Consider the following 26,891-nt stretch of genomic DNA (forward strand, 5'->3'; position numbering starts at 1 on the left):
AATCTGCGTTAATCTGCGGTTCCTAAAAAAGATTGCTCGCTCTTTAAGCCTCGCTCAAACTCGATCGTCCTTATCTGATTATCTTTTAACCTGCTTTACTTAACACAACCAGAATGTACTGGTCAAGACTAACTCCTTCCCTTTCCGCTTTTTCTGCTAAACTCAAATGTAGAGATTTAGGAATTTGCAACGATAAATTTCCGCTATACTCAATTTCCGTTGTAGGTAAAGGAATCTCATCTTCACACTCATAAGCTGTTTCTATCCATAATTCCCTAGCTTCCTGAATATTCTCCATCGCTTCCGATAAAGTTTCACCCTGAGACATACAGCCAGGAAGGTCTTTGATTATAACTGTATAACCTTCGGATTCTGGATAAAAACTGATAGGATATTTAAGACTCAAGTAATAGTCTAGAGATTTAAGCTTGACTTTCATCTTCTGATTCATTGCTCCATTCCTCCAGTTTTAATAGCACAACAATTTGCTTGACGTATACTCCTTTTACCTTCTTCCCACCTTTTTTAGAAACTGTAATTTTTAATCCATCAGCATTTCGGAAAGTATGGTGACTTCCTTTCGATCGCTTTTCTTCAAATCCAAAAGCTGTTAGAATATAGCACACATCGTCAAAGCGCACTTCTGGTGGATTTGCTAAAAATTGTTCTACCAGTTTTCCTAACTTGCCCATGAAGTTTTACAGATGCTTGTACTATTCTAATAAACAAGGGTGGGCATTGCCCACCCTTGCTAGTAGTCAGGTGAAATTCAAAAATTAAACCTTAGCTTCATTCTTCACCAAATTACCCCAACCCAAATCCTTCAGCGAATTATTCCGGCGCAGCGGACGAGTCACCAACTCCAAAATATCCCGCGCATTACCAAAGCCGTGAATCTGAGCAAAAGTAAACTCAACAGACCACTTAGTATTAATTCCCCGCGCTTCCAAAGGATTAGCGTGAGCCATACCAGTAATCACCAAGTCAATATTCTGCTCGTAAATCCGCTGCAACTGATTGTAATTATCTGGTTTTTCCACAATCCGAGGAGTAGGAACTCCCATCTCGTGACAAGTCTTTTCTAACAAAGCCAATTCAGCCGCCTGATAGCGCTTGTCCATGTAAGGAATGCCGATTTCCGGGCAAGTCATGCCGCAGCGAATCAAGAAACGTGCTAAAGAAATCTCCAGCAAATTGTCTCCCATAAAGAAGACAGATTTGCCGCGAATTATTTGCAGGTAATCTTCCAAACCTGCCCAGATTTGCGCTTCCCGTTCGTCCAAACCTTTTGGTTCAATTCCCAACACTGAGCAAATCTTTTCAATCCAAGCGCGAGTTCCGTCAGGGCCGATCGGGAATGGCGCACCAATTAGCTTACACTTGCGGCGGCGCATCAACGTAGAAGCAGTGCGCGACAAGAACGGATTCATGCCAGATACATAATAACCTTCTTCCAAGACTGGCAATTCAGTGTAGCGCTTGGAAGGAAGCCAACCAGAAACTTTGATTCCTTGCTTCTTCAATTCTAGAGTTAGCTGAGTAACAACCGGGTCGGGCAAAGAACCAAAAAGTACCAGCGGCGTGTGCTTGACATATTCCGATTCATCTGCTGCAACTTCCTCTTTTTTCTTACCGAAATTCAGCAGTTGAGAGATAGCATTGCGTTCTTGTTTCTGAGATTCCATCACGGGCGCTTTCTCAGGGCATTTAGCAGCCATCGCCGCTAAAACGGTATCTTCCCCTTGAGTAAAAGCGTAATCCAAGCCGTTAGCGCGCGCTGTGACGATGGGAATGCCAATTTCTGCTTCGAGTTTCGGCGCTAACCCTTCCAAATCCATTTTGATGATTTCGGTGGTGCAAGTGCCGATCCAGACAATTACACTGGGGTTACGATCGCGCTTAATTTGCAAGCACAGCCGCTTCAACTCATCATAATCGTTTAACTGAGCGGAAATATCGCCTTCTTCCAACTCAGCCATCGCATAGCGAGGCTCAGCAAAAATCATCACGCCCATTGCGTTTTGCAAGAAATAGCCGCAAGTCTTAGTACCTATGACTAAGAAAAAACTATCTTCAATTTTTTGATAAAGCCAAGCTACGCAGCTAATCGGACAAAATGTGTGATAATTGCCTGTTTCGCATTCAAAGTTTAAAGCTTCCGGTTCATTAGTAGTAATAGCAGTCATATCTCAAATCTTCTCCCTTTAAATTGTTTTTAGTCTGAAACAGGACAGGCTCGCTAAGCGAGGAAATACCTGTTTTTTGCGATCGCCTCGTTGCTCTCGCGGACGAGAGAAATAGGTTTTTTTCCTCTCGAACGCGAACAGGCGCAGCGGCGAGAAAACACCTGTGAAAGTGCGATCGCCCTTTCGCAGCGAACAATAAATAGAAATACCTGATTTTGGGCTAATTCCTCTGAAAAATAGATGCAGGCAACTCAATATTTCCGCAGCCGCAGCATCCAAAAATTGAGCTAAAAAATTCTGCGCGAGGGCTTATAATCCCTCACAGCAGGGATTTAGTTTTCTTCAACTCGCTCCGGCAAAAAGCCTTTTGGTAGTTGTGAGTTTGAGCTAATTAAAAATTAACAACTCGCAACTCACAACTCACAAATAGAGCGGGCAACTTCAAGACTAGAAGAGATGCGGGCGATCGCAACAACCTCACTTAAAATCAGATAAAAAGCCGGAAATTTCTTCATCTTCATCGTCGGAATCCAAATCACCGAGATCTAGAGCATCTAAATCATCTTCATCGGGATCTCCGGTAGTTGCTTCCCCCAGATCGTCGAGTCCGAGATCATCGAGGTCATCGTCATCCGATACAGAGAAATCGTCAATACCGTCATCGTCCAAGTCGCCCAGATCCATATCTAGGTCATCTGAGGTAGCTGTCCCAAAAGGATCGGGTATTTCTTCGGCGACAAACTCTGCATCTTCTTCCCCAAACGGATCGGAAATCCCCGATTCGAGATCTCCAGAGGTCAAAGTCCCAAATTGTGAGGCTTCATCTTCCTCGTCATCGCCGAGGTCGAGGCCGCCCAAAGCCGAGGCTTCATCTTCCTCGTCATCATCGCCGAGGTCGAGACCGCCCAAAGCCGAGGCTTCATCTTCCTCGTCGTCATCGCCGAGGTCGAGACCGCCCAAAGCCAAGGCTTCTTCTTCCTCATCGTCACCCATATCAAAGTCAGATACGGCGTCTTCCTCATCGTCGCCCATATCGAAGTCAGATACGGCGTCTTCCTCATCGTCTTCGAGACCGAGACCGTCCAAAGCCGAGGCTTCTTCCTCGTCATCGCCCATGTCGAAGTCGGAGACCGCTTCTTCCTCGTCATCGTCCATGTCGAAGTCGGAGACCGCTTCTTCCTCGTCATCGTCCATGTCGAAGTCGGAGACCGCTTCTTCCTCGTCATCGTCCATGTCGAAGTCGGAGACCGCTTCTTCCTCGTCATCGCCCATGTCGAAGTCGGAGACCGCTTCTTCCTCAAACTCATCGAAGGATTCCTCCTCTGAGCTCAGTGCTGACGCTGCAGCTGCCAGACCTGCTGCTCCGGCGACTCCGGCGACTACTCCGGCGGCTGCTAAGGCCGCACCGCCCAATTTATTAGATTTGGCATCAGCGGGTGCAGCAGTTGCAGTTTGAGCTGCTGCGGGTACAGCAGTTGCAGTTTGAGCTGCTGCGGGTGCAGTAGTGGCAGTTTGAGCTGCTGCGGGTGCAGCAGTGGCAGTTTGAACCGCTGCGGGTGCAGTAGTTGCAGTTTGAGCTGCTGCGGGTGTTGGAGATGTGCCGATCGTCTGCGGCACGATATTTAAGGGCATACCCAGCGCGATGTCCGGGTCAAAATTTAGCCCCAACACTTCGATCAGGCTGTCTGCATCCGGCTTGAGTTTTGAGAAGGGCAGCATTAATTGCTGGAGTTCCGGCTCCAGGGCAGCCGCAATTCCCAGGATGAGGTAAGAAACAGGCCTTTTCCCGCCGTCGGGTGTGGCGACCGTGTTGTCAGCCGTCATGTGCAGGAGCAGCCAAGCCCGATTTACCTGGTAGTAGTCCAACCACTTCTGTTTGAGAGCAACTGAAAAAGTATCAAAAAAAGCCATAACCTCTTTATCCTCATCCTGATCGCTAGACCTATTAAACCATCATCAGGTCTAGCTCATCTTCCTCCTTCTTGACCACCGGTTGCACTGGATTTAGATAAAAATCTGAAAGTAAGGCGAATAATTCGCGATCGGGCGTGTCGTTGGGCACTACTCCTTCGGGCATTGCCAAAATCTGGTCAGCGATGTTGAGGTAGTAATCGCAGACATAGTTGAGGGAAGGATCGCTTTCGGCCATCTCAAACAATGTTTTGCCTTTGACGCGAGAAACGCGGATGTCTTCAATCAGGGGCAGCACTTCCAGCACCGGCATGGGTACAGAGTCAATGTACTTGTCGATCAAGTCGCGTTTTGAGGTGCGGTTGCCAATTAAACCAGCGAGCCGCAACGGGTGAGTGCGGGCTTTTTCGCGGACTGAGGCGGCGATGCGGTTGGCTGCAAATAAAGCGTCGAACCCGTTGTCGGTAACAATCATGCAGTAATCGGCGTAGTTCAATGGGGCTGCAAAACCGCCGCACACTACGTCACCGAGTACGTCGAACAGGATGATGTCGTATTCGTCGAAGGCATTGAGTTCTTTGAGCAGTTTGACGGTTTCACCGACTACATAGCCGCCGCAGCCAGCTCCTGCGGGAGGGCCGCCTGCTTCTACGCAGTCAACGCCGCCGTAGCCTTTGTAGATGACATCTTCGGGCCAAACGTCTTCGTAGTGATAGTCCTTTTGCTGAAGGGTGTCAATAATTGTGGGGATTAAGAAGCCAGTGAGGGTAAATGTGCTGTCGTGCTTTGGATCGCAACCGATTTGCAAAACTTTCTTGCCGCGTTTGGCTAGGGCAACGGAGATGTTGCAGCTTGTTGTTGATTTACCAATTCCACCTTTTCCGTAAACTGCTAGTTTCACTCTTGGTTCTCCTATAGGTTTCTATCAAAACGATGAGGGCTGGGTTTTCATGCTTTTTTTCGATCGCCCAATTGCAATAGCCCAATTGCAATAGCCCAATTGCAATTCCCTTACTGTCAGTCGATTTGAGATTTCAGATTTGAGATGAAAGAATGGACTCCACAGATGAATCTGGGGCTTCTCTCTAACTAAAATTTTCGATCTCGACGACTTTTGTTTGGGGCTTGTATCCGTTTTTGGGTTACGCCAATTTTGGACTCGGCCCTTAGTCACAAAAAAGCTCGGTAAGTGGGAAGCTCAGAGACTTTAGTCCTGAGAGGAAAACGACCCGGCGATTTCAATCGCTTTGAATCCCCTTGCGGGGTAGAGGGGTATGGTTGCCCCTCTGGTGAGGTATGGTTGCCTCGATCTCCCTTGCGGGGTAATGTTAGCTTCGCCAATGTTATAGAGGCTTGTTAGGCTGGCAGCACTGCCTCAGTGACTTTAAGGCTGTTTAACTACTAGCGACAGAGCAAGGGACTAGCTTCGCATCCCAGGGTGTCGTGACCTAAATAACGTAGCCAGTTAAGGCTTAGGCTGGTCAGTACAGCTTGCTCGATCGCTCTTACAAGCTCAGTGGCTTTAGCCCTGAGTTACTGACCTCGTTGAAAGCATTATTAGCTAACTTGCGATGAAAAGAAAGGGGGCGTCTAAATGAAAATGCTAGTAAATTTGTTTATTTTGCATCTTTGGGAATCTTAGCTGGTTTTTTGATATAAAAATCTATTTTTAGATTATTTTTAGATTTTAAATAAATTTTAGAATACTTTCTTAATATAAAGAGGTACAAAAATAAAACAAAAATTAACTTCTCAAACAATCTGGGCTTTTGGCTTTGGGGCTAGGATGCAGGCAGTTGATGGCTTGTGCGGGTAAGTGGAACGGTCCTAAAGGCGCTAGTGGATGAGGCAAACTCGAAGTGAGTTCGGATCAGTTGGGTCAGGGGAGGGCAAAGTTATGGGATTTGAGATTTGAGATTTGAGATTTGAGATAGGGAAAGATTGACTTTGCTGGGGTTTCTGGTGTTTTGTAAAAAATTGTGAATTTTTAGGCAATGGTGGGGAGTCGGAGAGTGGGGGAGTGAGTCGGAGAGTGGGGGAGTGGATTGGGAGAGTGGGGGATTGGGAGAAAATCAAGTCTTCCCCATGACTACGGATACCAGTTGAAAAAAAGAATGCAACTGTAGACCCGCGATCCAAACCACGAGCTTCATCAGTCATTTCCAATTCTTCAATCGAAAATCGAAAATCGAAAATCGAAAATCCTATGGCTGCTGACTAATGACAACTGACGATCGGAATCTCGATCGCAAATTCAGTGCCCCGTCCAGCTTCCGAAACGCAGTCGAGCCGCCCCCCGTGCTGTTCGACGACTAAATGGTAAGAAATCGACAGTCCCAACCCAGTGCCCTTGCCGACTGGTTTGGTAGTAAAAAACGGGTCAAATAATTGGCGGCGAATCTCCTCCGGTATGCCCCGCCCGTTGTCGGAAATGCGGATCGCCACAAAATCGCCGCCAACAACTTCAGTACGAATTGTAATTGTGGGAACAGTCAATGGAGAATTAGGATTTGACGGAGGTGAATTTTTCGCATTTCTCGTCGCCCATTCCCCTTTCTGGATTTCTTCATCCAAAGCATCAATAGCATTGCCGATAATATTCATGAACACCTGATTTATCTGACCGGCACAGCACTCGATGTGGGGCAAATTGCCGTATTCTTTAATAATCTCGATAGTTGGATGTGCGCCGTGGGCTTTGAGCCGGTGCTGCAAAATCAACAAAGTGGTTTCGAGTCCGTCGTGAATGTCAACGAGCTTGATGTTAGATTGATCCGATCGCGAAAAATTACGCATCGACACAACTATTTGGCGGATGCGCTCGGTTCCTACTTGCATAGAAGACACTAGCTTAGATAAGTCTTCTACCAAAAAATCGACTTCCATCTCTGCGGCTGCTTCCCGAATTTCCGAGGCTGGTTCGGGATAGTGCTGCTGGTAAAGTTGCAAAAGTTGGAGCAATTCTTTGATGTAGTGGCTGGCATGGGAAAGGTTGCCGTAGATAAAATTAACAGGATTGTTAATTTCGTGAGCGATACCGGCAATCATTTGTCCCAAAGAAGACATTTTTTCGGTTTGCACCAATTGACTTTGAGTTTGCTGCAACTTTCGCACAGTTTGCTCTAATTGCTGCGCTTGATTTTTCAAGCAAGTCTGCTTTCGCCGCAGCACTTCTTCGACTCGCTGGCGCTTGATAATATCCCGTCTCAACAATTCATTTGATTCTAAAAGTTGAGCGGTGCGTTCTTCAACTTGTTTTTTTAAGTCGTCGTGAGCTTGGCGCAGGGCTTCTTGGGCCCGCTGCCGCTCTAAAATTTCTTGCTGCAAAAGTTCGTTGGCTTTCTGCAATTGGGTGGCTCGATCGTCCACTGCTTGTTGTAGCAACTCGATCGTCCCATACATTTCAGATTGGTTAAAAACTTGTGGCAAATTTGTCTGAGACACAACGCCCAAAAGCTCTCCCTGGCTGCCAACTACTACCAAACGGCGGACGCAGTGGCGCTGCATGGACTGGTGGACACTCCAGAGGGAATCGGCCGGAGATATGCAAAATAAAGGCGCACTCATGGCCCTTGCAGCCGGGATTTCCGAGAGGTTGAGTTCGAGGGCGTGAAACTGCACGATGTCGCGCTCGGTGACAATGCCGATCGGAATTTGGTAATTTTGTGTTGGTGCGATCGCCCGATCGGGATGCTGAGTTTGCTCTTTGACAATGACGACGGAACTAACTCGATGCTTGACCATGAGCTGGGCTAAATCGAGGGCTGAGGCAGTTGTTGTGGCAGAAATCACTTGGTGCGTCATGACATCTGCTGCACAGCGCAAATTGGTTAGCAAGTTAATCGGTTGCAGGGCTTCGTGAATGGCTTCGCGGGTGATGATGCCCAGAAGTCGCGAGTCCTCGTCCACTACGGGCAAATGCCGGATGGAGTGCTGGCGCAACATGAACATAGCTGTGAAAATATCTTGAGACTCGGATTGTTTGAGGGTAATGGGCGATCGAGTCATTACGTCAGCAATTGTCAGTCCGACTGTACAAGCAGCGACGGTAGTTAGCTTGACGATATCCCGTTCTGTAAAAATGCCGATCGGCCGATTATCTTCGACGACTAAGACGCAACTGCGCTTGGCTGCACTAGCAACAGCGTTTTGTTTTTCGCCACAAAGCTGACAGGAGACGCGCATGGGGTTCATGAGAGCCAACACTTGGGCGATCGGGGTTTCTGGAGCCACGGTGAGGGGGTGGCGGTCGATCGCCCGATCTAGAGGTGACGAGTAGAGCGGCCGGCTGTTAGGTCGTCCAGCGGGTTCTGATGATTTAATTACCGACAACTGCGGGGCTGAATCTAGGAAATGCTGTAATTGTTCTTCTTGTAGCATGATTATTAATTTTAGTTAATGAATTGTTACAATTTTGCAGACTGGGGTTGGCAGACTTAGCATTAATTAAGCGGGTGACAGATGCTCGATCGCCTAAAATCTGATTGCTAGAACACTCTTATTTAATTTTTATTTTTTAAATCCTATGTCGTGGACTCCCTTAAGTCATCGAATTCATCACTTGCCACTTATCCTTGCGGGCCCGATTTTGCGTCGGACTGAAAGTCGGGCCGTGACAGTTTGGCTGGCTCTGAAAGCACCCCGCCAAGTCGAACTCAAGGTTTATTCGACAGAGGGCGGAACCGGCGAAATTGTCGAGCTGCCCTTGCTGCAAGGTGCCAACTCTACCGTGCAGCTCGGCAAATACCTGCACGTAGTCGCGGTGACTGCTAAACCAATTAACAGCAATGTCTTGACATCCGGACAAATTTATGCTTATGACATCGAGTTTACTGGGAGTCGCGAGTCGCCATCGGGGGTGGCAGTCCCAGAAAATGAGAAAGAAAATCTCATTTCTTGTCTGTGGCCGCCGTCCCCTGATTTATCGGCTTTGGGATTGGAGACGATCAGTTATTTCGCCCACCAGTTGCCCACTTTTGCCCTGCCGCCGCAGGATTTAAACTATTTGCGTATCGTTCACGGTTCTTGTCGCAAGCCCCACGGAGACGGCAGAGATGCGCTGCCAATCTTGGATAATTCGATCGAACAGTTTGCAGGAACAGCAAATAGCAGGCCCCACCAACTGTTTTTAACGGGCGACCAAATTTACGGCGACGACGTTGCCGATGCCATGCTGTGGGCCTTGACTGACGCTGGCGATACACTGTTGGGCTGGGAAGAAAGTCTACCCCTGATGGATGATGCCCAAATAAAAAAGAATTTGTGTATCAGTATACCTAAAAATTCGGAAAACGAAAATGCAGTTGGCCAAGAGAGGGAAATTTTTAGAGAGTCGCCAATTCAGAAACCGTCTGATGCTGAGTATCAGTCCAAAAAACCAATTGAGTTACAGCCGGGGACTCGCAGCGATGTTGCCAGAGATTTTGGCGGGTTTACGGCGATGTTGGTGAATAAACCCAACAATGCTAAAAGTCACTTGTTTAGCTTGGGCGAATATTATGCGATGTATTTGTTAGTTTGGTCGCCGGTACTCTGGTGTACGAGTTTTCCGAAGGGTAAGGATATTTGTCAAGTTTCTAAGCAGGCAAAAGTCTGGGATAGAGAAGTTGTTGAACTTAACGGTTTTGCTCGCAATTTGTGGAGAGTGAGGAGGGCGCTAGCGAATATTCCTACTTATATGATTTGCGACGACCATGATGTTAGCGACGATTTTTATTTGAATCGAGAGTGGTGTTACCGGGTGCTGGGAAAGCCGCTGGGCCGGCGGGTGGTGCAGAATGCTTTGCTGGCTTACGCTGTGTTTCAGGCTTGGGGCAATACGCCTGCACAGTTCGATCGCGAAGAACCGGGAAATAAATTATTCAAGGCTGCTGAAAAATGGTCGGCTTCTGCTGGTACGGATGTTTCTGCTTGGGAGGAGGCGGCTTTGTATTTGGGAATTCCAGGACTCGATCCGAAAACTCATTTGCCTAAGTTGAAATTAGATGAAGATGTTTTTATTTTGGATAGAGATGACGATGGTGTAAATGAGGTTTTGAATTGGCATTTTACTGTGAGAAGTTTTAAGCACGAGGTGATTGTGCTGGATACGCGCAACTGGCGGGGGTATCCGGTGAAAAGCGCGATCGATCCACCCATGCTTTTGACTCACAAAGGTTTTGAGGAGCAAATTCAGAAACCTTTGAGGGAGACTGATTTGCTGAATAAAACAGGGGATTTTGAGATTGAGGCGACGCTGGTAATCGTGCCGACCAATTTGGTGGGTTTGTGGATTATTGATGCGGTGCAAAAGTGGGATGTGGAACAGGGGAAGGTTTTTAATAGTGATGCGGGGGATGCTTGGAATTTTCATGAGTTAGCTTTTGTAAAGCTGTTGTCGGAGTTTTTTAAGCAGCGCGATCGGGTGATTGTGTTGAGCGGGGATATTCACTATGCTGCTGCTGTGCGGCTGAGTTATTGGTCTGATTGTCATTTTGGCGATTCTCGGCCGAATATTGAGCCTTTGACGAGGGATAATTATCGGTCAAATTGTCAATATTCTGTGTTGGCGCAGTTGACTGCTAGTGCTTTGATCAATGAGGAGTGGAAAACGCATTTAATTCATACTAAGATTAAGTCGCTGTTTCCTGAGCGATCGCACGAATGTTTGGGATGGAATGAGCCGCTGGAATTAATGAAGATTTCGAGGGGTGGCAGAAAGAAGGCTATGGCTGCTGGTCTCAGAAATAGACAATCTCTGCCTGATTGGGGCTATCGGATTGACTGGATTAAACGGCAAAGAGCTCGGGTATTTTTGCTGCTAGAAAAGGGAACTGCGTCAGATAGATCGCATAAAAATAAACAATTGTCATTTCTGCGTAGGTTGTGGAATTTTATATCGCTGTTGTGGCGCAATCGCTGGCTGCAAGAGGGTGATGAGATTGTGGGATATAGCAATATTGCGATCGTCAGTTTTCAGTGGCCTGCTGAGGGTGATGGGGAGAAAGCGGTGATGCAAAATGTTTATTGGCGGCCTCTTTGGGAGCCGGATAGTGTGGTTTACAGTCAATATTTTGTGCCACTGGGATTGGATGAGGATGATTAGATTCACGATTTCTTGAAGAAGTCGGGGATTTGGATATGGGTACAATATTGTGTTGAGTTTGTGGCCGTGTCCGCCGGGGGTTGAAACCCCAGTCTCATAGCTAAATTCGGTTGGAACTGAGATGTTTCATCATTCTCAAGAACGGGCAAGATGCCCGTTCCACAACAGATAAATTTTATTGTGGAACAGGCATCTTGCCTGTTCCTAAAAAAGTAATTGAGAATGGTGCAATATCTCAGTTGGAACTGAGATGTTTCACCATTCTCGCTTAACAGGCAAGATGCCTGTTCCACAAAGAATAAGTTTTCTTGTGGGGAGTCGCAGAATTTCCATAGCCAGCCGACTTGCTAAATCAGTTAAAAGCCAGACGCAAAAAGTCGAGGGCGGACTTGGCAAATATGGAAGTTGTTTGGGACATATTAGAAAACCATCAGCACGAAAGTTGAGCGGAAAACTAACCTTCTTGCTGTGCAATGAACGTTAAACCCTTGATGGATCTAGGAGAGAATAGCAAGCCCGTGACGAGATTTGAACTCGTGACTTCCTCCTTACCAAGGAGGTACTCTACCACTGAGTTACACGGGCATAAAAAATTAAGAACCTCCAATTAAAAAATTAATTTTTAATTCTTAAATTTTAACTTTTTATTAAATTGAGGTGGGCCGAGCTAGATTTGAACTAGCGTAGGCGTAGCCAGCGGATTTACAGTCCGCCCCCATTAACCGCTCGGGCATCGACCCATTGCCATCACAGTTATACATCCTAGCACCAGAATCTTTATTTGCAACATTATATTTGAAACTCTAATCATTAAGGGGAGAACACATAAGTGAGTTAGGGGCAAAGGGGAAAATTGAACACTGTTTCAGGTGTGCATTGCTACGTCTAGGCTGGGTGTCCGCCCGGAGCACCCTAAGTCTAGACTTAGCCCAAATCCCTACTTCACTAATTCCCCGGTTTCTTGCAGGGAGTGGAGGCGACGGTAAATACCTTGTTGACTCAAAAGTTCTTCGTGGCTGCCAACTTCGACGATTCTACCGCCGTCGAGTACGACGATCGCATCGGCTTCGCGAATTGTACTCAGTCGGTGGGCAATAATTATGGTGGTGCGAGTACCGAGGATATTTCGCATGGCTATCTGGATCGATCGCTCGCTTTCATAGTCCAAACTAGAAGTAGCCTCATCAAAAATTAACACATCCGGCTCCACCAAGAGCGCCCTCGCAATCCCCAATCGCTGCCGCTGACCGCCGGACAACCGCATTCCTCTCTCCCCGACCACGGTATAGTAACCTTGGGGCAACAGCCGCACAAAATCGTCTACTTTGGCAATGCGACAAGCATCCTCAACTTGCTCGAAAGTTGCATTTCGGTTTCCGTAAGTCAAATTTTCCAGCAAAGTACCGTTAAAAACGTCTACTTCTTGGTGGACAATCGCTAAACGCTGGCGGTAGCGAGTCACGTCTAAGCTGCAAATGTTTTCGCCGTCGATCAGAATGCGGCCGGAGTTGGGTTCAAAGTAGCGAAACAGAAGTTTAACTAAAGTCGATTTTCCGGAACCCGATCGCCCGACTAATGCTACAGTTTGTCGGGGATGAATCAATAAATTCACATCCTGCAAAACTGGTTTTTGACTGTCGTACCCGAAGGTCAAACCGCTGAACTCAACTTTGCCGGTAAATTTATAAGGTGGCTGTGCCGATCGAGCATTTTCTGCTAAATTAACCGCATCCACACCGTCTGGCGTTTGCATAAACTCGTGGAACCGGATCATTGAAGAATAACGCCTCGCCAATGATTCGGCGATAATGCTAATCGGACGCAGTTGCGAATATGCCATGCTTGCCAACGTGTAAACGGTAACAAAATATCCGATGGAAATTTTGCCTGCAACCGTGGCTGCTAGGTTAAAACCAAGAACTGAAAACAAACACAACTGGACGATTGTCTGCTGGTATGTCCCCAGGGTGACGTATCCTTTGTGAATGCGGTGGATCACGACTTTTAATTCGCGATCGAGTCTGGTGGTTTGCCTTTTGAGTTCATCGCTTTCTGTGGCAAAAGCTTTGACTGTTTTGATGTTGGTGATAATTTCCGAGTTGCGGCTTTCGGTATCTTCGATGTATTCATCGAGAATTTCTTCCCGCGTAGTCACCTGTTGCAGGCCTTTGAGGGTGAAACTGAGGATAAATAGGAATGAAACCAAAATTAATAAGCCAATCCGCCACTCAATTAAGCAGATAACGGCAAAAATGCCGATTAAGCGGACGACTTCGGGGATGAATTCGCCAGCAATTTCTGGGTAAGTCCAAGTATGGTTGGCGATGCCTTTGGCAATGCGGCTGGCAATCCGTCCGGCGTTGTTTTCGTCGTAGAATTCTAGGGGTAAGGTGAGGATTTTGCCGATCGCACTTCTCATTCGATCGCGCCTCGCCCTCAATGGTATCGCCCAGTGAAACCAATTTCCTACCCAAGGTTCGATCGGTGCTTTGGCTACTGTTACCACAAAAATTATGCCCAGCAAGACGGATAGCGATAATATTTTGTTGGGTGAGTTCTGGGTAACAGAGGCGATCGCTGTTATGAGTTTTTGCGTTACTGTATCTGTAGCTTGACCCGACAATACGTTTAATATTTGACCGATCGCGTAAGGTACAAGCAAATCGGCTAGTGCCAAAATGCTGGATGCGCCTATGCTGTAAACTGAGCTTTTCCAGTAGCGACTGTAGTATTTGAAGATGTCCTGAAAGCTTGCCATAAATTCTTGTTGAGATACAACCCTTGCAAACACTTGCATCTAAAATTGCGCTCTCGGCGCGCTTTGTTTACAAGTGTACTACAAAAGTAGTCGATCGGGGATTCATCTCGGCTCATGCTAGCGACTCGCCCGATCGGGTGATTTATGGCAATCATTCGATCGTCAGCAATCGATCGGCATTCCTGGGCAATAAATTCAAGACTAAGGGCAAAAAAATGCAAAAGACAGAATTTTTCTTAAATTCTGCCTTCTGAGCAATGCCTTATAAGTTTTACGTTTGAGTAGTCTTTTAGCTGAAGGTGTAGGCTGATTGCAATGCCCACCAGATCAAGAAGCCGATTCCGCCGGCAATGACAATCGCCGAAATGGCGATCGCTATAGGACTGTCAGCTCCCTTGAACTTCATGATTCCGCGATTTAAATCTGACATGACAGTGTTCTCCCACAATTCCAGCTTGATTGTAGCTTTGCCGTGGGCCGATGGCGGTCAATTTTCACGGCAATTACTGATTTGGTTAATGATCGGGCTGCTGAAATTGCAGGTGGGGAGTGGGTTTCGGGGGGTTTACGGGATTTGTGAAAAAAACTTACTAAAAAGACTTGACAAATTTCGAGAAGTGAGACAATATTGTTAATACCGCAGGAAATGCGGGTGTAGCTCAGTGGTAGAGCGTCACCTTGCCAAGGTGAATGTCGCGCGTTCGAATCGCGTCACCCGCTTTAGAAGATAAAAAAAATCACGAAAACCGGAAAGTAGATCAAGAAAGTTTTCAGTATCCTCCTAATGAAGGATGGTTGAAAATACCTAAGTTAGTGGTAAGATTGAATGCAGAACTTGCAAGTCAAAATTGCCGATCGGGCGAGATCTCGGAACAGCAGTTGAAAGCCTCGCTATGGCGGAATTGACAAGTTTGATTAAGTGGATATGTTAACGATTATTTTTGCAAAAACGCTTTTTTTATCCGATCGCTCGTGCCATCTCAAAAAGCTCCAAAAATTGACTTAAACGATGAATACCCCTGTCCTTGCCGGCGCCGGGGTCGTCTCGTGCCGATAACGTTGACAGAAGCCTTTGGCTGCAACCGCTGTCAGCAAATATTTGTATTGGAGGAAAGCGGACACGTCATCGAGCAACTATCAACGAACTATCCTTACAAGCAGGCTTGGCGGTGGACAGGGAACCAGTGGAACAGAGCCCATCCGGGTTTGAAGGCTCATTACTTGCCACTGGCTTTGGGTATGATATTGGTGCCGCTAGTGATTTGGTTGCCCTTGGCGCTACACTCGCCGGGCCCGAATATTATTCTGTGGGCAATGGTCGCCGTGCTGCTAGCCATGCTGCCGGCGCTGATGGTATGGCTCGCTTACAGGCGTTAGCTAGATGATAATAGAGGATTTTACCCATTCATCAGATGCCGCAAATGTCGCGCGTCGCGCTTATCAAGCTTCTTTGGAGTTGGCTGCGACAAAGAGTGCGGATCGCGCGGCAGGTTTGCAGGCGATGGCGGGCTCGCTGAAACGCCGGCAAAATGACATTTTAGAAGCAAATACTCTGGATCTAGAAGCGAGTCGGGACATGGCGATTCCCGAGTTGATTGTGGAGTGGCTGAAGCTGACGCCGGAACGGATCAAGACAACTGTGCAAATTCTGCAACGGTTGGGGGAAATGCCAGATCCGATCGGCAGGGTGATCAATGCTTCTTATCAGGTCGATCGCTGTCAGGTGTACTGTCAGTCCCTGCCACTGGGGGCGATCGCTCTAATTTACGAGGCGTTTCCCGAGTTGGGGGCGATCGCCGCAGGTTTGTCTCTCAAAAGCGCTAACAGTTTGATTCTAAAAGGCGGCAGCGAAAGCTGGCAAACTAATGCTGTAATTGGGGAAGCTTTGGTGTCGGCGATCGATGAGGTAGGTTTGCCATCGGGATGTTTGCAGGTACTGCCGCCGGATCGGGGCGCTTCGATCCGAGAATTGGTCACTCAAGACCAATATCTCAATTTAATTATTCCCTACGGTAGACCAAGTTTGGTGCAGCAGGTGGTAAGGCTGTGCACAGCACCAGTTTTGAGGTCGGCAATGGGAAATTGCTACCTTTATTGGTCGCCGACTGGTAGTTTGGAGATGGCAAGGTGGATGATTTTGGACAGCCATCAAAGCGTGCCAGATCCTGTTAATGCGATCGAGAAAGTGCTGATCGATCGCAACCAAAAGCCTTCTTCCTTAGTCAGGCTTTGGAACAGTTTAAAAGAAAAAGGCTTTCAAATTAGCGCCGATGCGGATCTTGTCGCAGATTTCCCAGAGTTGAAGCTGGCGGAACCATACGAGTGGACTCAACCGTATTTAAACAAAACCATAGCGTTTAAAGTTGTCGATAGTTTAGAGATTGCGATCGGCTGGATCAACCGCTACAGCAGCGGCCACGCTGACTGCATCGCCACTGAATCTTACTTAGAAAGTCGCCAATTTGCTCTGGATGTTAACAGCGCCTCAACTTTTATTAATGCCTCACCTCGGTTTTGGCGTTATCAAAATCGGGGAGATGCGATATTTTTGGGAATGTCCAACCAAAAAGGTTATCGGCGAGGATTGATCGGGTTAGATACGCTGACGACAATTAAAGAAATTGTTCAGGGAAACGGACTTTTTTAATCTTATAGGTTATTTAGGATTGGTTATTGGGATTAAACCCAACTGAAAATTGGGAGACTATTATCGATGCGTAAGCCTTTAATAGTTGTTCCAAAAATATTTTTATAGGATACAATAATATCTGGGTAGAACAATCAGGCAGCCTTGATATAAAGCAATTTGATCACAAGCTCCCGGATAGCCGCAGTGGAGACCGAGAAAATCTCCGCATCCTAACAATAAGCCGCCGGATTTATGTGTGGGTTCAATCTAAAATCGGGTACGGGATCTAATTAAATTTAGAAACTTATTAAGTCACATGAAAATACTCTTAGCGATAACATGAAATCAGAAAAATTACTCCATACTCTAGACAAGGCGGCAACGCCGATTTTAGGCGAAGAAACGCTAATTCCACACTCAGTATACGCTAAGAAATTGCGCCCACTTCTGCCATCAGAAGCCTTTACACCCGATGGTAGTAAGTTGGTTATACTGTTCATTAATATGGGCATTTTGCTACTGGGTTGGGGAATTGCCGCTCGTCTAGATCATTGGCCTGTATATCTCTTATGGCTTTATTTACCTTTAGCTTTGATTATGGGTAATAGTGTAATAGCTTTATCATTTATCTCCCATGATTTCATGCACGGTAGTGTGCAGAAAAAGTCTCGCCTGACTGATCTCATTAGTTTTCTCGGGTTCGCAATGTTGTTTATGCCCCCGACTCAGTGGAAATCTCTTCATAACCTTGTACATCACAGTAAAACAAATTCTTTAGGAGATCCCGATCGCAATTACCTCTACGAACAGCCTAATACTTGGGGAAAATGGATTCAAAATTTCTTTGTACCATCTCTTGACTTCAATCCATTTTGGTTCTTCATAGTAGGGATGGCAGGCTCGTGGTTATTTCATAATTTTTCCAACCTCTCTTCGATCCTGTTGTTTAATAATAAGTCTGTTGATTATGTGCCGGCTGCTTTTACAGTCAGTGTTCGGGATAGGTGGACAATTGCCCTTGAGTTTATCGGAATTTTATGCTTGCATTTTAGCATCTTATTCTATTTAGGCTTTCATCCCCTAAAACTCGCTTTGGGCTATTTTCTCCCGCTAGCCATTGGTCATTCAGGAATCATGTTTTATATCTACACGAATCATCTGGTTTGCCGGATGACAAGTGTTAATGACCCGCTGATTAATAGTCTTTCAATACGGGTTCCTAAAATAGTTGATCTGTTGCATTTCAATTTTTCATATCACACGGAGCATCATATTTTCCCTAGTCTTAACTCAGACTATTACCCTTTGGTTCAAGAGTTGATCCAAACTCACTATCCTGGGCGGATGAATTTACTGGATGCTGGTGAAGCTTGGCAATTGTTAATGAAAACTCCTCGGCATTACAAAGATGAAGTTACGTTAACTGATTATTTAGGGGAAACTTCGGTAAATTGCCCTCTTGATAATTCTGCTGTAACACCTTTGCCATAGCTAAATACACTGGTTACTCTCACAATTTCCCCCCAGACTACAACTAGAAACCGACGCTAACGACTAATACAGAGTAAGGTGTGCACTGCACACCTTACTTTGAGATATCGTGCTGAATTTTTAATTCTACATACTGATACTATTTAGCACCAACGAAGGCTTGAGAGCAAAATAAGGGATTACTCGTTTTTGATTGTTGGCATCAATCCTTTGTTCTGCCATATTCAAATTTTGCTGGAACTGTCTGGCCAAAAGTTGGATCGGCGTTCCCTCAAAAACTTCATCGAAGCTCATCCGGTAGAGTTCTTGGAAAGATTTATCGTAATAACCTAAACGGTCATATCGATAAGCTGACAAAATAAACATAATTTTCAGTTGTTCAGCCGCTCGCTTGTACGGAGGAAGCAACCGTAAAATGTCCTTTTCCGTAATCACTTCGAGAGTCCCAGAAGCATTAATTTTGGGAATGTCCCGGTATGCTGCCAAGGGCATATTGGCAGCAAAACTCATGTATTCATACTGGGGAAAATTGACTGCTGAATGCTGCGGGCCGCAGGTAAAAATTATGGTTGTGACAATTTTAATTAATTGTTCAACTGTGTCGATTTTGCTGGGCATTCCTTTGACTTTACCGCCCTCATTCGAGGCTAATTCTTGGGCCCAAGTTTGCAGTTCCACATCTTGGACGAGTGCTTCATTTGTCGGGTAAAAGAATTTGAGATAGCCACATACAAAGGTTTCGATCGCATCCCACAGCAGTAATCCATCATCTCGGTAAGGATAGTGAGGCAGTTGATTTGGATCGTCCATGCCCCGATTTTTCAGTTCGGTTGGGAAGGCAAATTGATCCAGACTCCAGTTGCTGCAAGCCTCTCTAGCTATTTCCATTGTCTCTGGCAAGCTACCGCTTAGCAAGTCATCGACTGGCCCGCCCGGAGCGATCAAATAAGAACGCGCCAGCTCGTTGTTAGTCAACATAAACCGAAAGTGCGGTTTCAGCAGCAGGCTAAGGGGGTGATTTTTAGCCAACTGTCGGGCGGTGACGATCGCAATTGGTTCCATCACCAGATGAGTTCGACCTAAATGCGAACTCATTTCGTGGTGATTGGCATCTGCTACTTGCACGCAGAGTTTCGCAAACAGCCAATCCACAGGAGGATCGAACGGGGTGTAAAGATGGCTATTTGGCGTCGGATCTAGTTGAATGGCGATCGGCACCAGTTCACCGCGATCGCGAATTCCCGTCCACCGCCAAGCGAAAAAAGCTCGCGGTTTCGGCAAGAATTTTCTGCCTTTTTCATAGCTGCCGCCTCCAATTTTTGAAGGCGCGCGATAGTGTTGGTCGCTACCCGTATAATCGGCAATGTAAATGTTTTTTTGTTGCAACTCTTGGCCCAGATCGAATAATGGGTGAAAGCTGGAAATTTGTGCCAGTGTTTGCGCCCGAGGATCGCCGGCATCTAACAAACGAAGCACCATCGGATTTGCTCCAGACAGGCGCTGTTCTGCAAAAGAGCGATCGGTTTGGTAGATTTTGGCAACAGCAGGTAGCGGCAGCAGAGTAAAGAAATCTTCATAGTCTTGGAGCTCGTCGAGAGGATCGAGAAAACTTCTCGAATCGGCCGCCAGCATATTTCCGGGAAGTTCCGATGTTGCTAGTATCCGCTCTCCAATATACTTGCTCGAAAAGTTCTCGACTGGTGGCAGATCTTTCAATAATGCCAAAGGTGATAAACTGTCATGGTCAAACTGATAAGCTTGTTGCTGACGATTCAAGGAATCTTGGCGCTGTTCTTGGTTCGGGTCGTCTTGAGGAAGAGAAGGTTTCATTTTGTCTACCATTGTATAAATCAACTCTCTTTTTGTAGTAAAATATCGCAGATCATCACTACTGATCGAGGATGGAATTTAAAAAGTATTGTGCAGGCTCACGCTTGATATAGGTCTTATTCACCGAGCAATAATCTTATTCCGGATTTTTTTAAACTCAGAAAAATTCCTCAAAAGAAGGCAACACTTCTCGATCGCCCTAAATCTAGGTTGAAAGGTTTCATTCTCCCGATAAGTAGCTCGCACTCAAGAACCCCGACTTCTTTGAGATGTCGGGGTTCGGGGTGTTAGGTTTTTTGAGCGGGGTCTACTGATTAGCGGTTATGCACGAACCATTAAATATTGACCGTTGCCGTTATATTCGCCGTCGCAACTTGCGAAATTAGACACAAACCAAATCAAGTAAAACCGCCAGATGCGACGAAATTTGGCATAGTCCATACCGTAGTCTAAATCTTTGACTATTGCCTGAGAATCGTCAAAGTTTTTCAGCCAATTAGTTAAGGTTGTAGAGTAATTGTATCCGTTGAGATACCAGTTTTTTATGGTTTTGAGGTCTTTGTTGTGGCTGGGAACGGCATCGTATTTCCAGTAACGACCGTGGGGAAAAACGTATTTGTGGGTGAAAACGCTGGACATATTGTTGGGGATGCGAACTGTGATGATATGAATCAAAACGCGGCCGTTATCTTTGAGGAAAGATGCGAGCTTTTGGAAAGCTTTGGTTAAATTGCCTACATGACAAAAAACTCCGATCGAGAGAATTTTGTCAAATTTGGTCTCGAATTGAGCGTCGTTCAAATCACCTTCATAGAGGGTAAATCGACCTGAACTAAGGTAGCTTTCGGGGTCTTGCATCTTCTGACGCATATACTCGCATTGGCGATGGCTCAAGTTAACCCCCGTAAAGGTGACATTGGGGAATTTGGAAAGAATGTAATTAGGAACACAACCCCAACCGCAGCCAAAGTCTAAAATATTGTCACCATCTTGAATCTCTAGCTTTTCAATCACATCATCAATCATCTGCATTTGCGATTGTTCAAGGTTGGCGGCTCCTTTTTCCCACAACCCCATGCTGTATTTAGGATAAATGAGTTTCCCGTCGCCTAACATCGGATTCAGCATGGCTTGAGGTAAGTCGTACTGAATCTTCATTAAATCCCGTGACCCTTCGGCTGTATGGTCTGTTTCTGTTAGTACCCATTCGTAGGGTGCAAGCAGGGACGGGAAATGCTTAAAAAAGACGGGCATACAGGTATCAAAAAGCGATCGCAATACTGAATCTGGGACTTCTAATCCGTTGATGTAAGACTCTGCTACTGCCATTTGCACCGTGTTAACTGCACTGACTGCGAGGCGGGTTGCTCCGTAGGCGATCGGACTTTTGGTATGGATATTTCCTACGAGTGGAATGTGGTTTTCGATGCTTTGTAGGGCTGTTGATGAACTCATGGTTATACTGGTTTTAAAGATGCTGCTATTCTATCTCACGAAAATTGGGTGGTTGTTAGAGAGCAAAAAAGCTGAAACTATTGCCAAGTCAGGTTTTCACAGCTTACCTCCCCAAAATCCTAAAAATATATGGCTGTTGAAGGGGATTTGATAACGGATTTATAGGGCTTTGGGCGATCTTAATTTTATTAAGAATTATGTCAGTCCATTTTAGATTTTAGATTTTGGATTTTAGATTAACTCCACAGCTTGAATGGGGGTACTTTCACGGTGCGATGGCGGTTTTAGTGCTCAGTTATACCATTTGAGATTTTAGAATTGAGAATGAATGATGAGCTAAGAGTTGGACTATTGCCTAGAGTTGCTTTCTTTTTTTAAACTGGTGTCAGTTGGGCGCTTGAGCTGACGAAATGAGAAGCAAATGCCGATCGCGACTTATAGTTAAGGAATCAGGGGATACAGAAAAAATGCCGAGAAACCGGGTTTGCATAAAGGTTCGCTGCAATAACAGATGTCCGCGAGATTCCTCGCTAATTAGCTAGACGCGCCACATATGCCACAGATTCACTATCTGCCGGACGATCGCTCGATCAAGATAGACGACGACGATATAATTCTGGAATCTTCCCTGCGTGTCGGCATTCCCCACACCCACATCTGCGGCGGTAGCGCCCGGTGCTCGACTTGTCGCGTATTGATTGTCGAAGGTTTGGAATTTTGCTCCCCGCGCACTTCGCCGGAAGAGGAACTTGCCAAAAAATTGCGTTTAGATCCCGAAATTAGGCTGGCTTGTCAGACGCAGATTGCGGGCGGCAAGGTGATTTTGCGCCGACTGGCGATCGCTCTTTTGGGCTAGACGTTAAAGCGGGTGACTGGTAGCCATCATAACCAACACTCCAATTTTAAACAGAACCGCGATCGCCCTTCCTCCATCTCTTCAACAACTCCGGCGTAACCAAACCTTGCGGAAAAAAGATTGTCCCCAAAACAATCAGCAACCCAAAAATAATTAACCGCCCATCCCGCAGAAATTGCGCCAACCAAACCGGCAATCCCTGAATAGTCGCCATTCCCCTCAAAACCTCCGGCAAAGCAGTAAACACCATCCCACCCAAAACTGCTCCCAGAAACGTTCTGCTACCACCAATCAATACAGAAGTCAAGTAAATAATACTAGCATCAAAAGTCCCTTGACGCGCGTTCCAAGTATTAAGGAAATGGGCGCTAACTGCACCCACAACCCCAGCTAAAACAGCACCTAACGTGAAAGCCAAAACCTTATAAAAAGTTGGGTTAATGCCGATCGCATCAGCCGCCAACTCATCAGCCCGAATCGCCGCAAAAGCCCGACCTACCCGAATCCGTTCCAGCCGATAGACAATCGCCATACTTACCAAAAGTAAAGGTAGTACAATCCACAAATACTCGATCGGCGTCGCAAACGGTTGTGGAATCCCAAAAATGCCCACAGCCCCGCCAGTAATATCGAGATTCAGCGATAAAACCCGCAAAATTTCCACAAAAGCAATAGTTGCGATCGCCAAATAAATCCCACTTAACCGCAGCGCCGGAATGCCCACCAAAATCCCCAGCAACCCCGAAACAACCCCTGCAATTATCATCTCCACTAACAACAATGGCAGTGGAAATAAACCCCCTGTCTGCTTCAACACTGTCGTAGACAAAATCGCCGCAATATACCCACCCAACGCATAAAAACCCGGGCTAGCCAGAGACAACTGACCAGTCATTAGAGGCAAATACAGCGACATTCCCAACATTGCACCCAGCAACATCGAGACAATGAGAAACCCATAAGTAGTAAAAAAGGTAGCCATTTGATTTTAGATATTTTAGATTAGAAGTTATTAAGGAAAATCGGGTTAGCTTGGTTTCCAATTGGGATTTATTAAGCTAGTCTGAATATGGTCTTCCCACCGACCATTTATCAACAAATAGTCTCTAGCGTAACCTTCCACCACAAATCCCAATCTTTTAAGTAGATTACAGCTACGCTGATTGTGAGGCATATAATTTGCCATAACGCGATGTAAATTTAACTCTTCAAAAACATATTGAATTGCAATTCTCACAGCTTCTGTCATATAACCTTTACTTTGTTTCGCTTCTGCCAGATTATATCCCAAAAAGCAGAAATGACCGGCACCTCGTACAAAATTATCAAAATTAACGTTACCGACAATATACTCAGGATTATCCTTCTCAAAAATCCATAGCTTTAAAGATCTGTCTGATTTAAAGCCTTGGAAATCTTTCTCTACTTGTTTTTCCCAATAACTTTCCGTTAAAAATTCCTCCGCCCACTGTCGGTGCCAGGGAGTAAAAAACCTTTGATTGTCTCTGTAAAATTTAATTATTTTGCAGATATCCTCTTGATTGGCTAATCGCAAAAAAAGGCGATCGCTTACTATTAATGAAACTTCCGAAGTCATCAAACTGCCTCTGAGGTATGAATAAGTTTTATAGGTAAGTATATAAAACTCCACAACAGTGGATAAGGGCTGGTTTAGCTATAGTCTTTGCTGGAAACCCGTTTTCCCTTTTCAAAACCGTCTTGGCTTACGATATGTCCTGCAAATCAGCCTAGACTTTCTGAATCAAACGCCGTCCAAACAAACCCTGCGGTCTAACCAATAACATAATAAACAATATGGCAAAAGCAACAGCATCCTTATAAGCCGAAAAATCACCAGGCACAAAAGCCTCAACCAAACCAATCATAAACCCACCCAAAACCGCCCCAGGAATACTCCCCAACCCCCCAAGCACAATCACCGCCAAACCCTTCAAACCAAAAGCAATACCAAAGTACGGCCCAGCAATACTCACACTAGAACCCACCAAACTCCCCGCCAAACCAGCCAGAAAACTACTCACAAAAAACGTCAATACAATGTATCGATCGGTATCAATCCCCAACAAACTAGAAGTAGTAGCATCTTCAGCCACCGCCTGCATTGCTTTGCCAAACTTAGTGAAATTTATTAAGTAAGTTAAGACAGCCACAATCGCAACTGATACCGCAAAAATTACTATTTGAACAGTCCGAATTGGAATCGGTTTATCCGCTGTACCGAAGTTAATCGCAGCAGGCAAATAGCCGTAAGTGTTAGCAGGAAAGGTGTAAATCTCCGCACCTACAAGATATTGGATGATATTGGCGATCGCCACCGCCACACCCAAACTAGAAACCACCGTCAGCAGAGGATCAGAGAGTCGGCGGCGCAAAGGTAAAAAAGCAATTCGTTCAACAATTACTCCTACCAAACCAGCCATGACACTTCCCAAAATTAATGCCACAGCAAAAGGCAACTGCACGGGAATTCGAGCATTAGCCCACAACCCATTAAAACCGAAAGCACCTCCCATCAGCGCATATGTAAAATAAGCACCCAAAGTAAATACTGCACCGTGAGCAAAATTAATAATTCCCAAAATAGAAAAGACCAGCGTGTATCCCAGGGCAAAAATAGCATACACGCTGCCGATCGACAAACCATTCAAAAATTGTTGCAAAAACAGAGTTAAGTCCATCACCAGTTAGAGATTCGGCATCAACATTAAATCATTCAAAAACCAACAGCATACAATTTTTACTCTGACTTCTGACTTCCCCCCTTGGGGGGCAGCGGGGTTAACCTCACACTCACACTCAATAACTCATCCGTGTATCCGTGTCAAAATCCGTGTCGTGCCCTCATTTCAAAAACTCAAACTTACCACTATTGCCATCAGCCTCCATCTTAATCCGTGCCACATAAAACTCTTTCTGATTAATCTCACCTTCAGGCGTAAAAGAAATTTCCCCCAAAGGCGTATCGTACTTACCACCCAACAACTGCTGATTCAAATTTGTACGCAACTCTGCCAACGGCTTTTCGCTAACCTTAGACTTAGCATTAATGGCCTTTAATGACTCAACAAAAACTTGTACGCCAGTAAAAGCTTGTGCGCTAAATTGAGGCGGTTCCTTCTTGAATTGAGCGCGATAAGCATTGCGAAAAGCCTTATTAACTTCATTTTCATATTCCGGGCTGTAGGCTTGGGCAATCAAAACCCCATCGCAAAGAGCCTTGCAAACAGGAAATACATTAGAAGTATTCAGACCGTTGCCCCCAATGATAACGCCTTTGTATCCCAACTCCCGCAATTGCTTAATTAAATTGCCTCCATCGGCGGCCAACCCGGAAATAATTATCAAATCGGGGTTGACATTTATTGCGTTAGTAGCTTGAGATTGGAAATCTGTATCAGTAGTCAAGAATTTTTGGATTGTTGCCAATTCCAGCCCCATATCTTTAACCGTTGTCTGAAAAGTTTCAGTCTCAGATTTGCTAAAAGCATCATTCTGAGCAAAAAACACGGCTACTTTCTTAATATTGGGATTTTGCTTCAGTGCAGCTTTCACCGCATTAGGTGCTACCACGGCCACAGGCGCGGAGACTCTGGCCACATAATCGCCAATCTGGGGAATGCCTTTAGCGGTGTTGGAGGGTCCGAGTACGGGAACTTTTGCTCGATCGGCGATCGGATCTGCACTAAAAGCTTGTTGCGAGAGAGTTGGCCCCACAATCCCCACCACCTTATCCTGATTGATCAGAGTATTGAAGGCATTGATCGTCCCTTGTTCATCTCCACCGGTATCTTGGAACACCAGTCTAATCGGCGTCCCATCCACACCGCCCTTATCGTTGAAATACTTCTCAGCAATTTTCGCGCCAGCCACCTGTTCCTGACCCAGTAAAGCCACATTGCTAGTTTGGGCCACCCCAATACCTATAGATATAGTGTTGGAACTCCCCCCAGGCGAACCCTCTGGGGAAGCACCGGGAGATGGCGAAGTCGCCGGAGATGCTGTAGTAGAGGTTTGGGGAGTGTTCGTCTGACTGCAAGCCAGCAGCAGTGAAGCGCAGGTAACGAACAAGGCACTAGGGCGAGGGGCAGGTTTTTTCATGAGCGGGCGATCGAACATCTATATATAAAACAGCTACACGTAGAGATATTCTACCCATGCGCGGTAGATACTCCCCTCAAAAGTCCCATCTTGCCCAAAAAAAAGACCCCTTCCCGGAAAGAGGAGTCAGCCAGCGGAGGCCGGATCGGAAATCAACAGCTCAAACCCTTGGTGTGTATAGGTTCAAAAAAAAGTCAAAAATATTTTCACAAAACGCTTGACAACTCTGGGGAGAGTTGATACATTAATAAAGCGCCAGAAGGGAAGCGGTTCACTGAACCACGAACTAAAGGTGCGAAGAAAGGCAAAAAACTGAACCTAGAAAAAAGAATAGTTTGAAAGCTTAAAGCACTATTAACCTCGTCAAAAAATTAAGATAGAGAGTAAAAGCATCGCTGATACTCAATATCGCAAACAACGAGAAAAAAGTCAAGGGAAAAAAACCAGCATTTGTGCTGAGTAGAAAGAACTTGACGTAAGCCAAAAAAAACAATCCAACACGGAGAGTTTGATCCTGGCTCAGGATGAACGCTGGCGGTCTGCTTAACACATGCAAGTCGAACGGAGTAGAA

21 protein-coding genes, 3 tRNA genes and 1 rRNA gene are annotated in these 26,891 nt (G+C 45.9%); 9 read left to right on the forward strand and 16 right to left on the reverse strand.

Annotation, left to right across the window (positions count from 1 at the left end; translation table 11 throughout):
• Positions 1–85 precede the first annotated feature (85 nt).
• The 6 genes from QUB11_RS22350 to QUB11_RS22375 all read right to left on the reverse strand — a co-directional run bounded on the left by QUB11_RS22350 (position 86) and on the right by QUB11_RS22375 (position 8,477).
• Complete coding sequence (locus QUB11_RS22350) at positions 86–451, reverse strand: type II toxin-antitoxin system HicB family antitoxin (protein ID WP_333200899.1); 366 nt, start codon at positions 449–451, stop codon at positions 86–88.
• A complete protein-coding gene (locus tag QUB11_RS22355; RefSeq protein WP_333200901.1) occupies positions 423–692 on the reverse strand; it encodes a type II toxin-antitoxin system HicA family toxin in 270 nt (89 codons plus the stop codon). The genes QUB11_RS22350 and QUB11_RS22355 overlap by 29 nt, the downstream gene beginning before the upstream one ends.
• Positions 693–776: 84 nt before the next feature.
• Entirely contained in the window at positions 777–2,186 is a 1,410-nt protein-coding gene (locus tag QUB11_RS22360) for a ferredoxin:protochlorophyllide reductase (ATP-dependent) subunit N (protein ID WP_199292772.1), read from the reverse strand.
• Positions 2,187–2,663: 477 nt separating this feature from the next.
• Entirely contained in the window at positions 2,664–4,097 is a 1,434-nt protein-coding gene (locus tag QUB11_RS22365; RefSeq protein WP_333256444.1) for a DUF5331 domain-containing protein, read from the reverse strand.
• 34 nt (positions 4,098–4,131) lie between these two features.
• Positions 4,132–4,998, reverse strand: coding sequence for a ferredoxin:protochlorophyllide reductase (ATP-dependent) iron-sulfur ATP-binding protein (bchL, locus tag QUB11_RS22370; RefSeq protein ID WP_006634709.1), 867 nt, complete (start codon positions 4,996–4,998; stop codon positions 4,132–4,134).
• Between the two features lie 1,316 nt (positions 4,999–6,314).
• Positions 6,315–8,477: a CBS domain-containing protein gene (locus QUB11_RS22375; RefSeq protein ID WP_333200905.1), complete on the reverse strand. Its 2,163-nt coding sequence runs from the start codon at positions 8,475–8,477 to the stop codon at positions 6,315–6,317.
• A 181-nt stretch (positions 8,478–8,658) separates the two neighbouring features.
• Between QUB11_RS22375 and QUB11_RS22380 the strand changes: the two genes are divergently transcribed.
• Positions 8,659–11,181, forward strand: a complete 2,523-nt coding sequence (locus QUB11_RS22380; RefSeq protein WP_333256447.1) for a PhoD-like phosphatase — start codon at positions 8,659–8,661, stop codon at positions 11,179–11,181.
• Between the two features lie 513 nt (positions 11,182–11,694).
• Here QUB11_RS22380 and QUB11_RS22385 read toward each other — a convergent pair.
• From QUB11_RS22385 to QUB11_RS22395, 3 genes are all read right to left on the reverse strand, one after another.
• A tRNA-Thr gene (locus QUB11_RS22385) sits at positions 11,695–11,766 on the reverse strand.
• A gap of 73 nt (positions 11,767–11,839) precedes the next feature.
• Positions 11,840–11,921: transfer RNA gene (locus QUB11_RS22390), tRNA-Tyr, on the reverse strand.
• Between the two features lie 197 nt (positions 11,922–12,118).
• A complete protein-coding gene (locus tag QUB11_RS22395; protein ID WP_333200913.1) occupies positions 12,119–13,939 on the reverse strand; it encodes an ABC transporter ATP-binding protein in 1,821 nt (606 codons plus the stop codon).
• Between the two features lie 23 nt (positions 13,940–13,962).
• On the opposite strand from QUB11_RS22395, the gene QUB11_RS22400 reads away from it, so the two are divergent.
• Complete coding sequence (locus tag QUB11_RS22400) at positions 13,963–14,193, forward strand: hypothetical protein (RefSeq protein WP_333200914.1); 231 nt, start codon at positions 13,963–13,965, stop codon at positions 14,191–14,193.
• A 35-nt stretch (positions 14,194–14,228) separates the two neighbouring features.
• Here QUB11_RS22400 and QUB11_RS22405 read toward each other — a convergent pair whose 3' ends face one another.
• Positions 14,229–14,369, reverse strand: coding sequence for a hypothetical protein (locus tag QUB11_RS22405; protein ID WP_172188980.1), 141 nt, complete (start codon positions 14,367–14,369; stop codon positions 14,229–14,231).
• A gap of 218 nt (positions 14,370–14,587) precedes the next feature.
• On the opposite strand from QUB11_RS22405, the gene QUB11_RS22410 reads away from it, so the two are divergent.
• The 5 genes from QUB11_RS22410 to QUB11_RS22430 all read left to right on the forward strand — a co-directional run bounded on the left by QUB11_RS22410 (position 14,588) and on the right by QUB11_RS22430 (position 18,059).
• Positions 14,588–14,659: transfer RNA gene (locus QUB11_RS22410), tRNA-Gly, on the forward strand.
• Positions 14,630–14,845 carry a hypothetical protein gene (locus QUB11_RS22415; RefSeq protein WP_333200916.1) on the forward strand — a complete coding sequence of 72 codons (216 nt, stop codon included), beginning with the start codon at positions 14,630–14,632 and terminating at the stop codon, positions 14,843–14,845. The genes QUB11_RS22410 and QUB11_RS22415 overlap by 30 nt, the downstream gene beginning before the upstream one ends.
• 66 nt (positions 14,846–14,911) lie before the next feature.
• Positions 14,912–15,316: a hypothetical protein gene (locus tag QUB11_RS22420; protein WP_333200918.1), complete on the forward strand. Its 405-nt coding sequence runs from the start codon at positions 14,912–14,914 to the stop codon at positions 15,314–15,316.
• 4 nt (positions 15,317–15,320) lie between these two features.
• A complete protein-coding gene (locus QUB11_RS22425) occupies positions 15,321–16,586 on the forward strand; it encodes a glutamate-5-semialdehyde dehydrogenase (protein ID WP_333200920.1) in 1,266 nt (421 codons plus the stop codon).
• Positions 16,587–16,907: 321 nt separating this feature from the next.
• Complete coding sequence (locus tag QUB11_RS22430) at positions 16,908–18,059, forward strand: fatty acid desaturase (RefSeq protein ID WP_333200922.1); 1,152 nt, start codon at positions 16,908–16,910, stop codon at positions 18,057–18,059.
• Positions 18,060–18,185: 126 nt separating this feature from the next.
• On the opposite strand, the gene QUB11_RS22435 is transcribed toward QUB11_RS22430, so the two are convergent.
• Entirely contained in the window at positions 18,186–19,889 is a 1,704-nt protein-coding gene (locus tag QUB11_RS22435; protein ID WP_333200924.1) for a lipoxygenase family protein, read from the reverse strand.
• Between the two features lie 321 nt (positions 19,890–20,210).
• Positions 20,211–21,344: a class I SAM-dependent methyltransferase gene (locus tag QUB11_RS22440; RefSeq protein WP_333200926.1), complete on the reverse strand. Its 1,134-nt coding sequence runs from the start codon at positions 21,342–21,344 to the stop codon at positions 20,211–20,213.
• 553 nt (positions 21,345–21,897) lie between these two features.
• On the opposite strand from QUB11_RS22440, the gene QUB11_RS22445 reads away from it, so the two are divergent.
• The gene (locus QUB11_RS22445; protein WP_333200928.1) at positions 21,898–22,200 is read left to right on the forward strand and encodes a 2Fe-2S iron-sulfur cluster-binding protein; all 303 of its coding nucleotides are present in this window, start codon (positions 21,898–21,900) and stop codon (positions 22,198–22,200) included.
• A gap of 46 nt (positions 22,201–22,246) precedes the next feature.
• Here the strand turns inward: QUB11_RS22445 and QUB11_RS22450 are convergent, their stop codons facing one another.
• The 4 genes from QUB11_RS22450 to QUB11_RS22465 form a co-directional block, all read right to left on the reverse strand.
• The gene (locus tag QUB11_RS22450; protein ID WP_333200930.1) at positions 22,247–23,182 is read right to left on the reverse strand and encodes a branched-chain amino acid ABC transporter permease; all 936 of its coding nucleotides are present in this window, start codon (positions 23,180–23,182) and stop codon (positions 22,247–22,249) included.
• Between the two features lie 45 nt (positions 23,183–23,227).
• Positions 23,228–23,797, reverse strand: a complete 570-nt coding sequence (locus QUB11_RS22455) for a GNAT family N-acetyltransferase (RefSeq protein WP_333200932.1) — start codon at positions 23,795–23,797, stop codon at positions 23,228–23,230.
• 151 nt (positions 23,798–23,948) lie between these two features.
• Positions 23,949–24,899 carry a branched-chain amino acid ABC transporter permease gene (locus tag QUB11_RS22460; protein ID WP_333200934.1) on the reverse strand — a complete coding sequence of 317 codons (951 nt, stop codon included), beginning with the start codon at positions 24,897–24,899 and terminating at the stop codon, positions 23,949–23,951.
• Positions 24,900–25,062: 163 nt separating this feature from the next.
• Positions 25,063–26,319, reverse strand: coding sequence for an ABC transporter substrate-binding protein (locus QUB11_RS22465; RefSeq protein WP_333200936.1), 1,257 nt, complete (start codon positions 26,317–26,319; stop codon positions 25,063–25,065).
• A 496-nt stretch (positions 26,320–26,815) separates the two neighbouring features.
• On the opposite strand from QUB11_RS22465, the gene QUB11_RS22470 reads away from it, so the two are divergent.
• A 16S ribosomal RNA gene (locus QUB11_RS22470) occupies positions 26,816–26,891 on the forward strand; the annotation flags it as partial.

The sequence above is a fragment of the Microcoleus sp. B6-A1 genome (assembly GCF_036705085.1).
Classification (GTDB): domain Bacteria; phylum Cyanobacteriota; class Cyanobacteriia; order Cyanobacteriales; family Microcoleaceae; genus Microcoleus.

Bases quoted from the DNA above. Each gene is read 5' to 3' on its own strand.
- QUB11_RS22445 (WP_333200928.1), top strand. From the start codon at position 21,898: ATGCCACAGATTCACTATCTGCCGGACGATCGCTCGATCAAGATAGAC.
- QUB11_RS22430 (WP_333200922.1), top strand. From the start codon at position 16,908: ATGAAATCAGAAAAATTACTCCATACTCTAGACAAGGCGGCAACGCCG.
- QUB11_RS22450 (WP_333200930.1), bottom strand. From the start codon at position 23,182: ATGGCTACCTTTTTTACTACTTATGGGTTTCTCATTGTCTCGATGTTG.
- QUB11_RS22395 (WP_333200913.1), bottom strand. From the start codon at position 13,939: ATGGCAAGCTTTCAGGACATCTTCAAATACTACAGTCGCTACTGGAAA.
- QUB11_RS22360 (WP_199292772.1), bottom strand. From the start codon at position 2,186: ATGACTGCTATTACTACTAATGAACCGGAAGCTTTAAACTTTGAATGC.
- QUB11_RS22415 (WP_333200916.1), top strand. From the start codon at position 14,630: ATGTCGCGCGTTCGAATCGCGTCACCCGCTTTAGAAGATAAAAAAAAT.
- QUB11_RS22425 (WP_333200920.1), top strand. From the start codon at position 15,321: ATGATAATAGAGGATTTTACCCATTCATCAGATGCCGCAAATGTCGCG.
- QUB11_RS22455 (WP_333200932.1), bottom strand. From the start codon at position 23,797: ATGACTTCGGAAGTTTCATTAATAGTAAGCGATCGCCTTTTTTTGCGA.
- QUB11_RS22460 (WP_333200934.1), bottom strand. From the start codon at position 24,899: ATGGACTTAACTCTGTTTTTGCAACAATTTTTGAATGGTTTGTCGATC.
- QUB11_RS22365 (WP_333256444.1), bottom strand. From the start codon at position 4,097: ATGGCTTTTTTTGATACTTTTTCAGTTGCTCTCAAACAGAAGTGGTTG.
- QUB11_RS22435 (WP_333200924.1), bottom strand. From the start codon at position 19,889: ATGAAACCTTCTCTTCCTCAAGACGACCCGAACCAAGAACAGCGCCAA.
- QUB11_RS22350 (WP_333200899.1), bottom strand. From the start codon at position 451: ATGAATCAGAAGATGAAAGTCAAGCTTAAATCTCTAGACTATTACTTG.
- QUB11_RS22440 (WP_333200926.1), bottom strand. From the start codon at position 21,344: ATGAGTTCATCAACAGCCCTACAAAGCATCGAAAACCACATTCCACTC.
- QUB11_RS22355 (WP_333200901.1), bottom strand. From the start codon at position 692: ATGGGCAAGTTAGGAAAACTGGTAGAACAATTTTTAGCAAATCCACCA.
- QUB11_RS22375 (WP_333200905.1), bottom strand. From the start codon at position 8,477: ATGCTACAAGAAGAACAATTACAGCATTTCCTAGATTCAGCCCCGCAG.
- QUB11_RS22465 (WP_333200936.1), bottom strand. From the start codon at position 26,319: ATGAAAAAACCTGCCCCTCGCCCTAGTGCCTTGTTCGTTACCTGCGCT.
- QUB11_RS22405 (WP_172188980.1), bottom strand. From the start codon at position 14,369: ATGTCAGATTTAAATCGCGGAATCATGAAGTTCAAGGGAGCTGACAGT.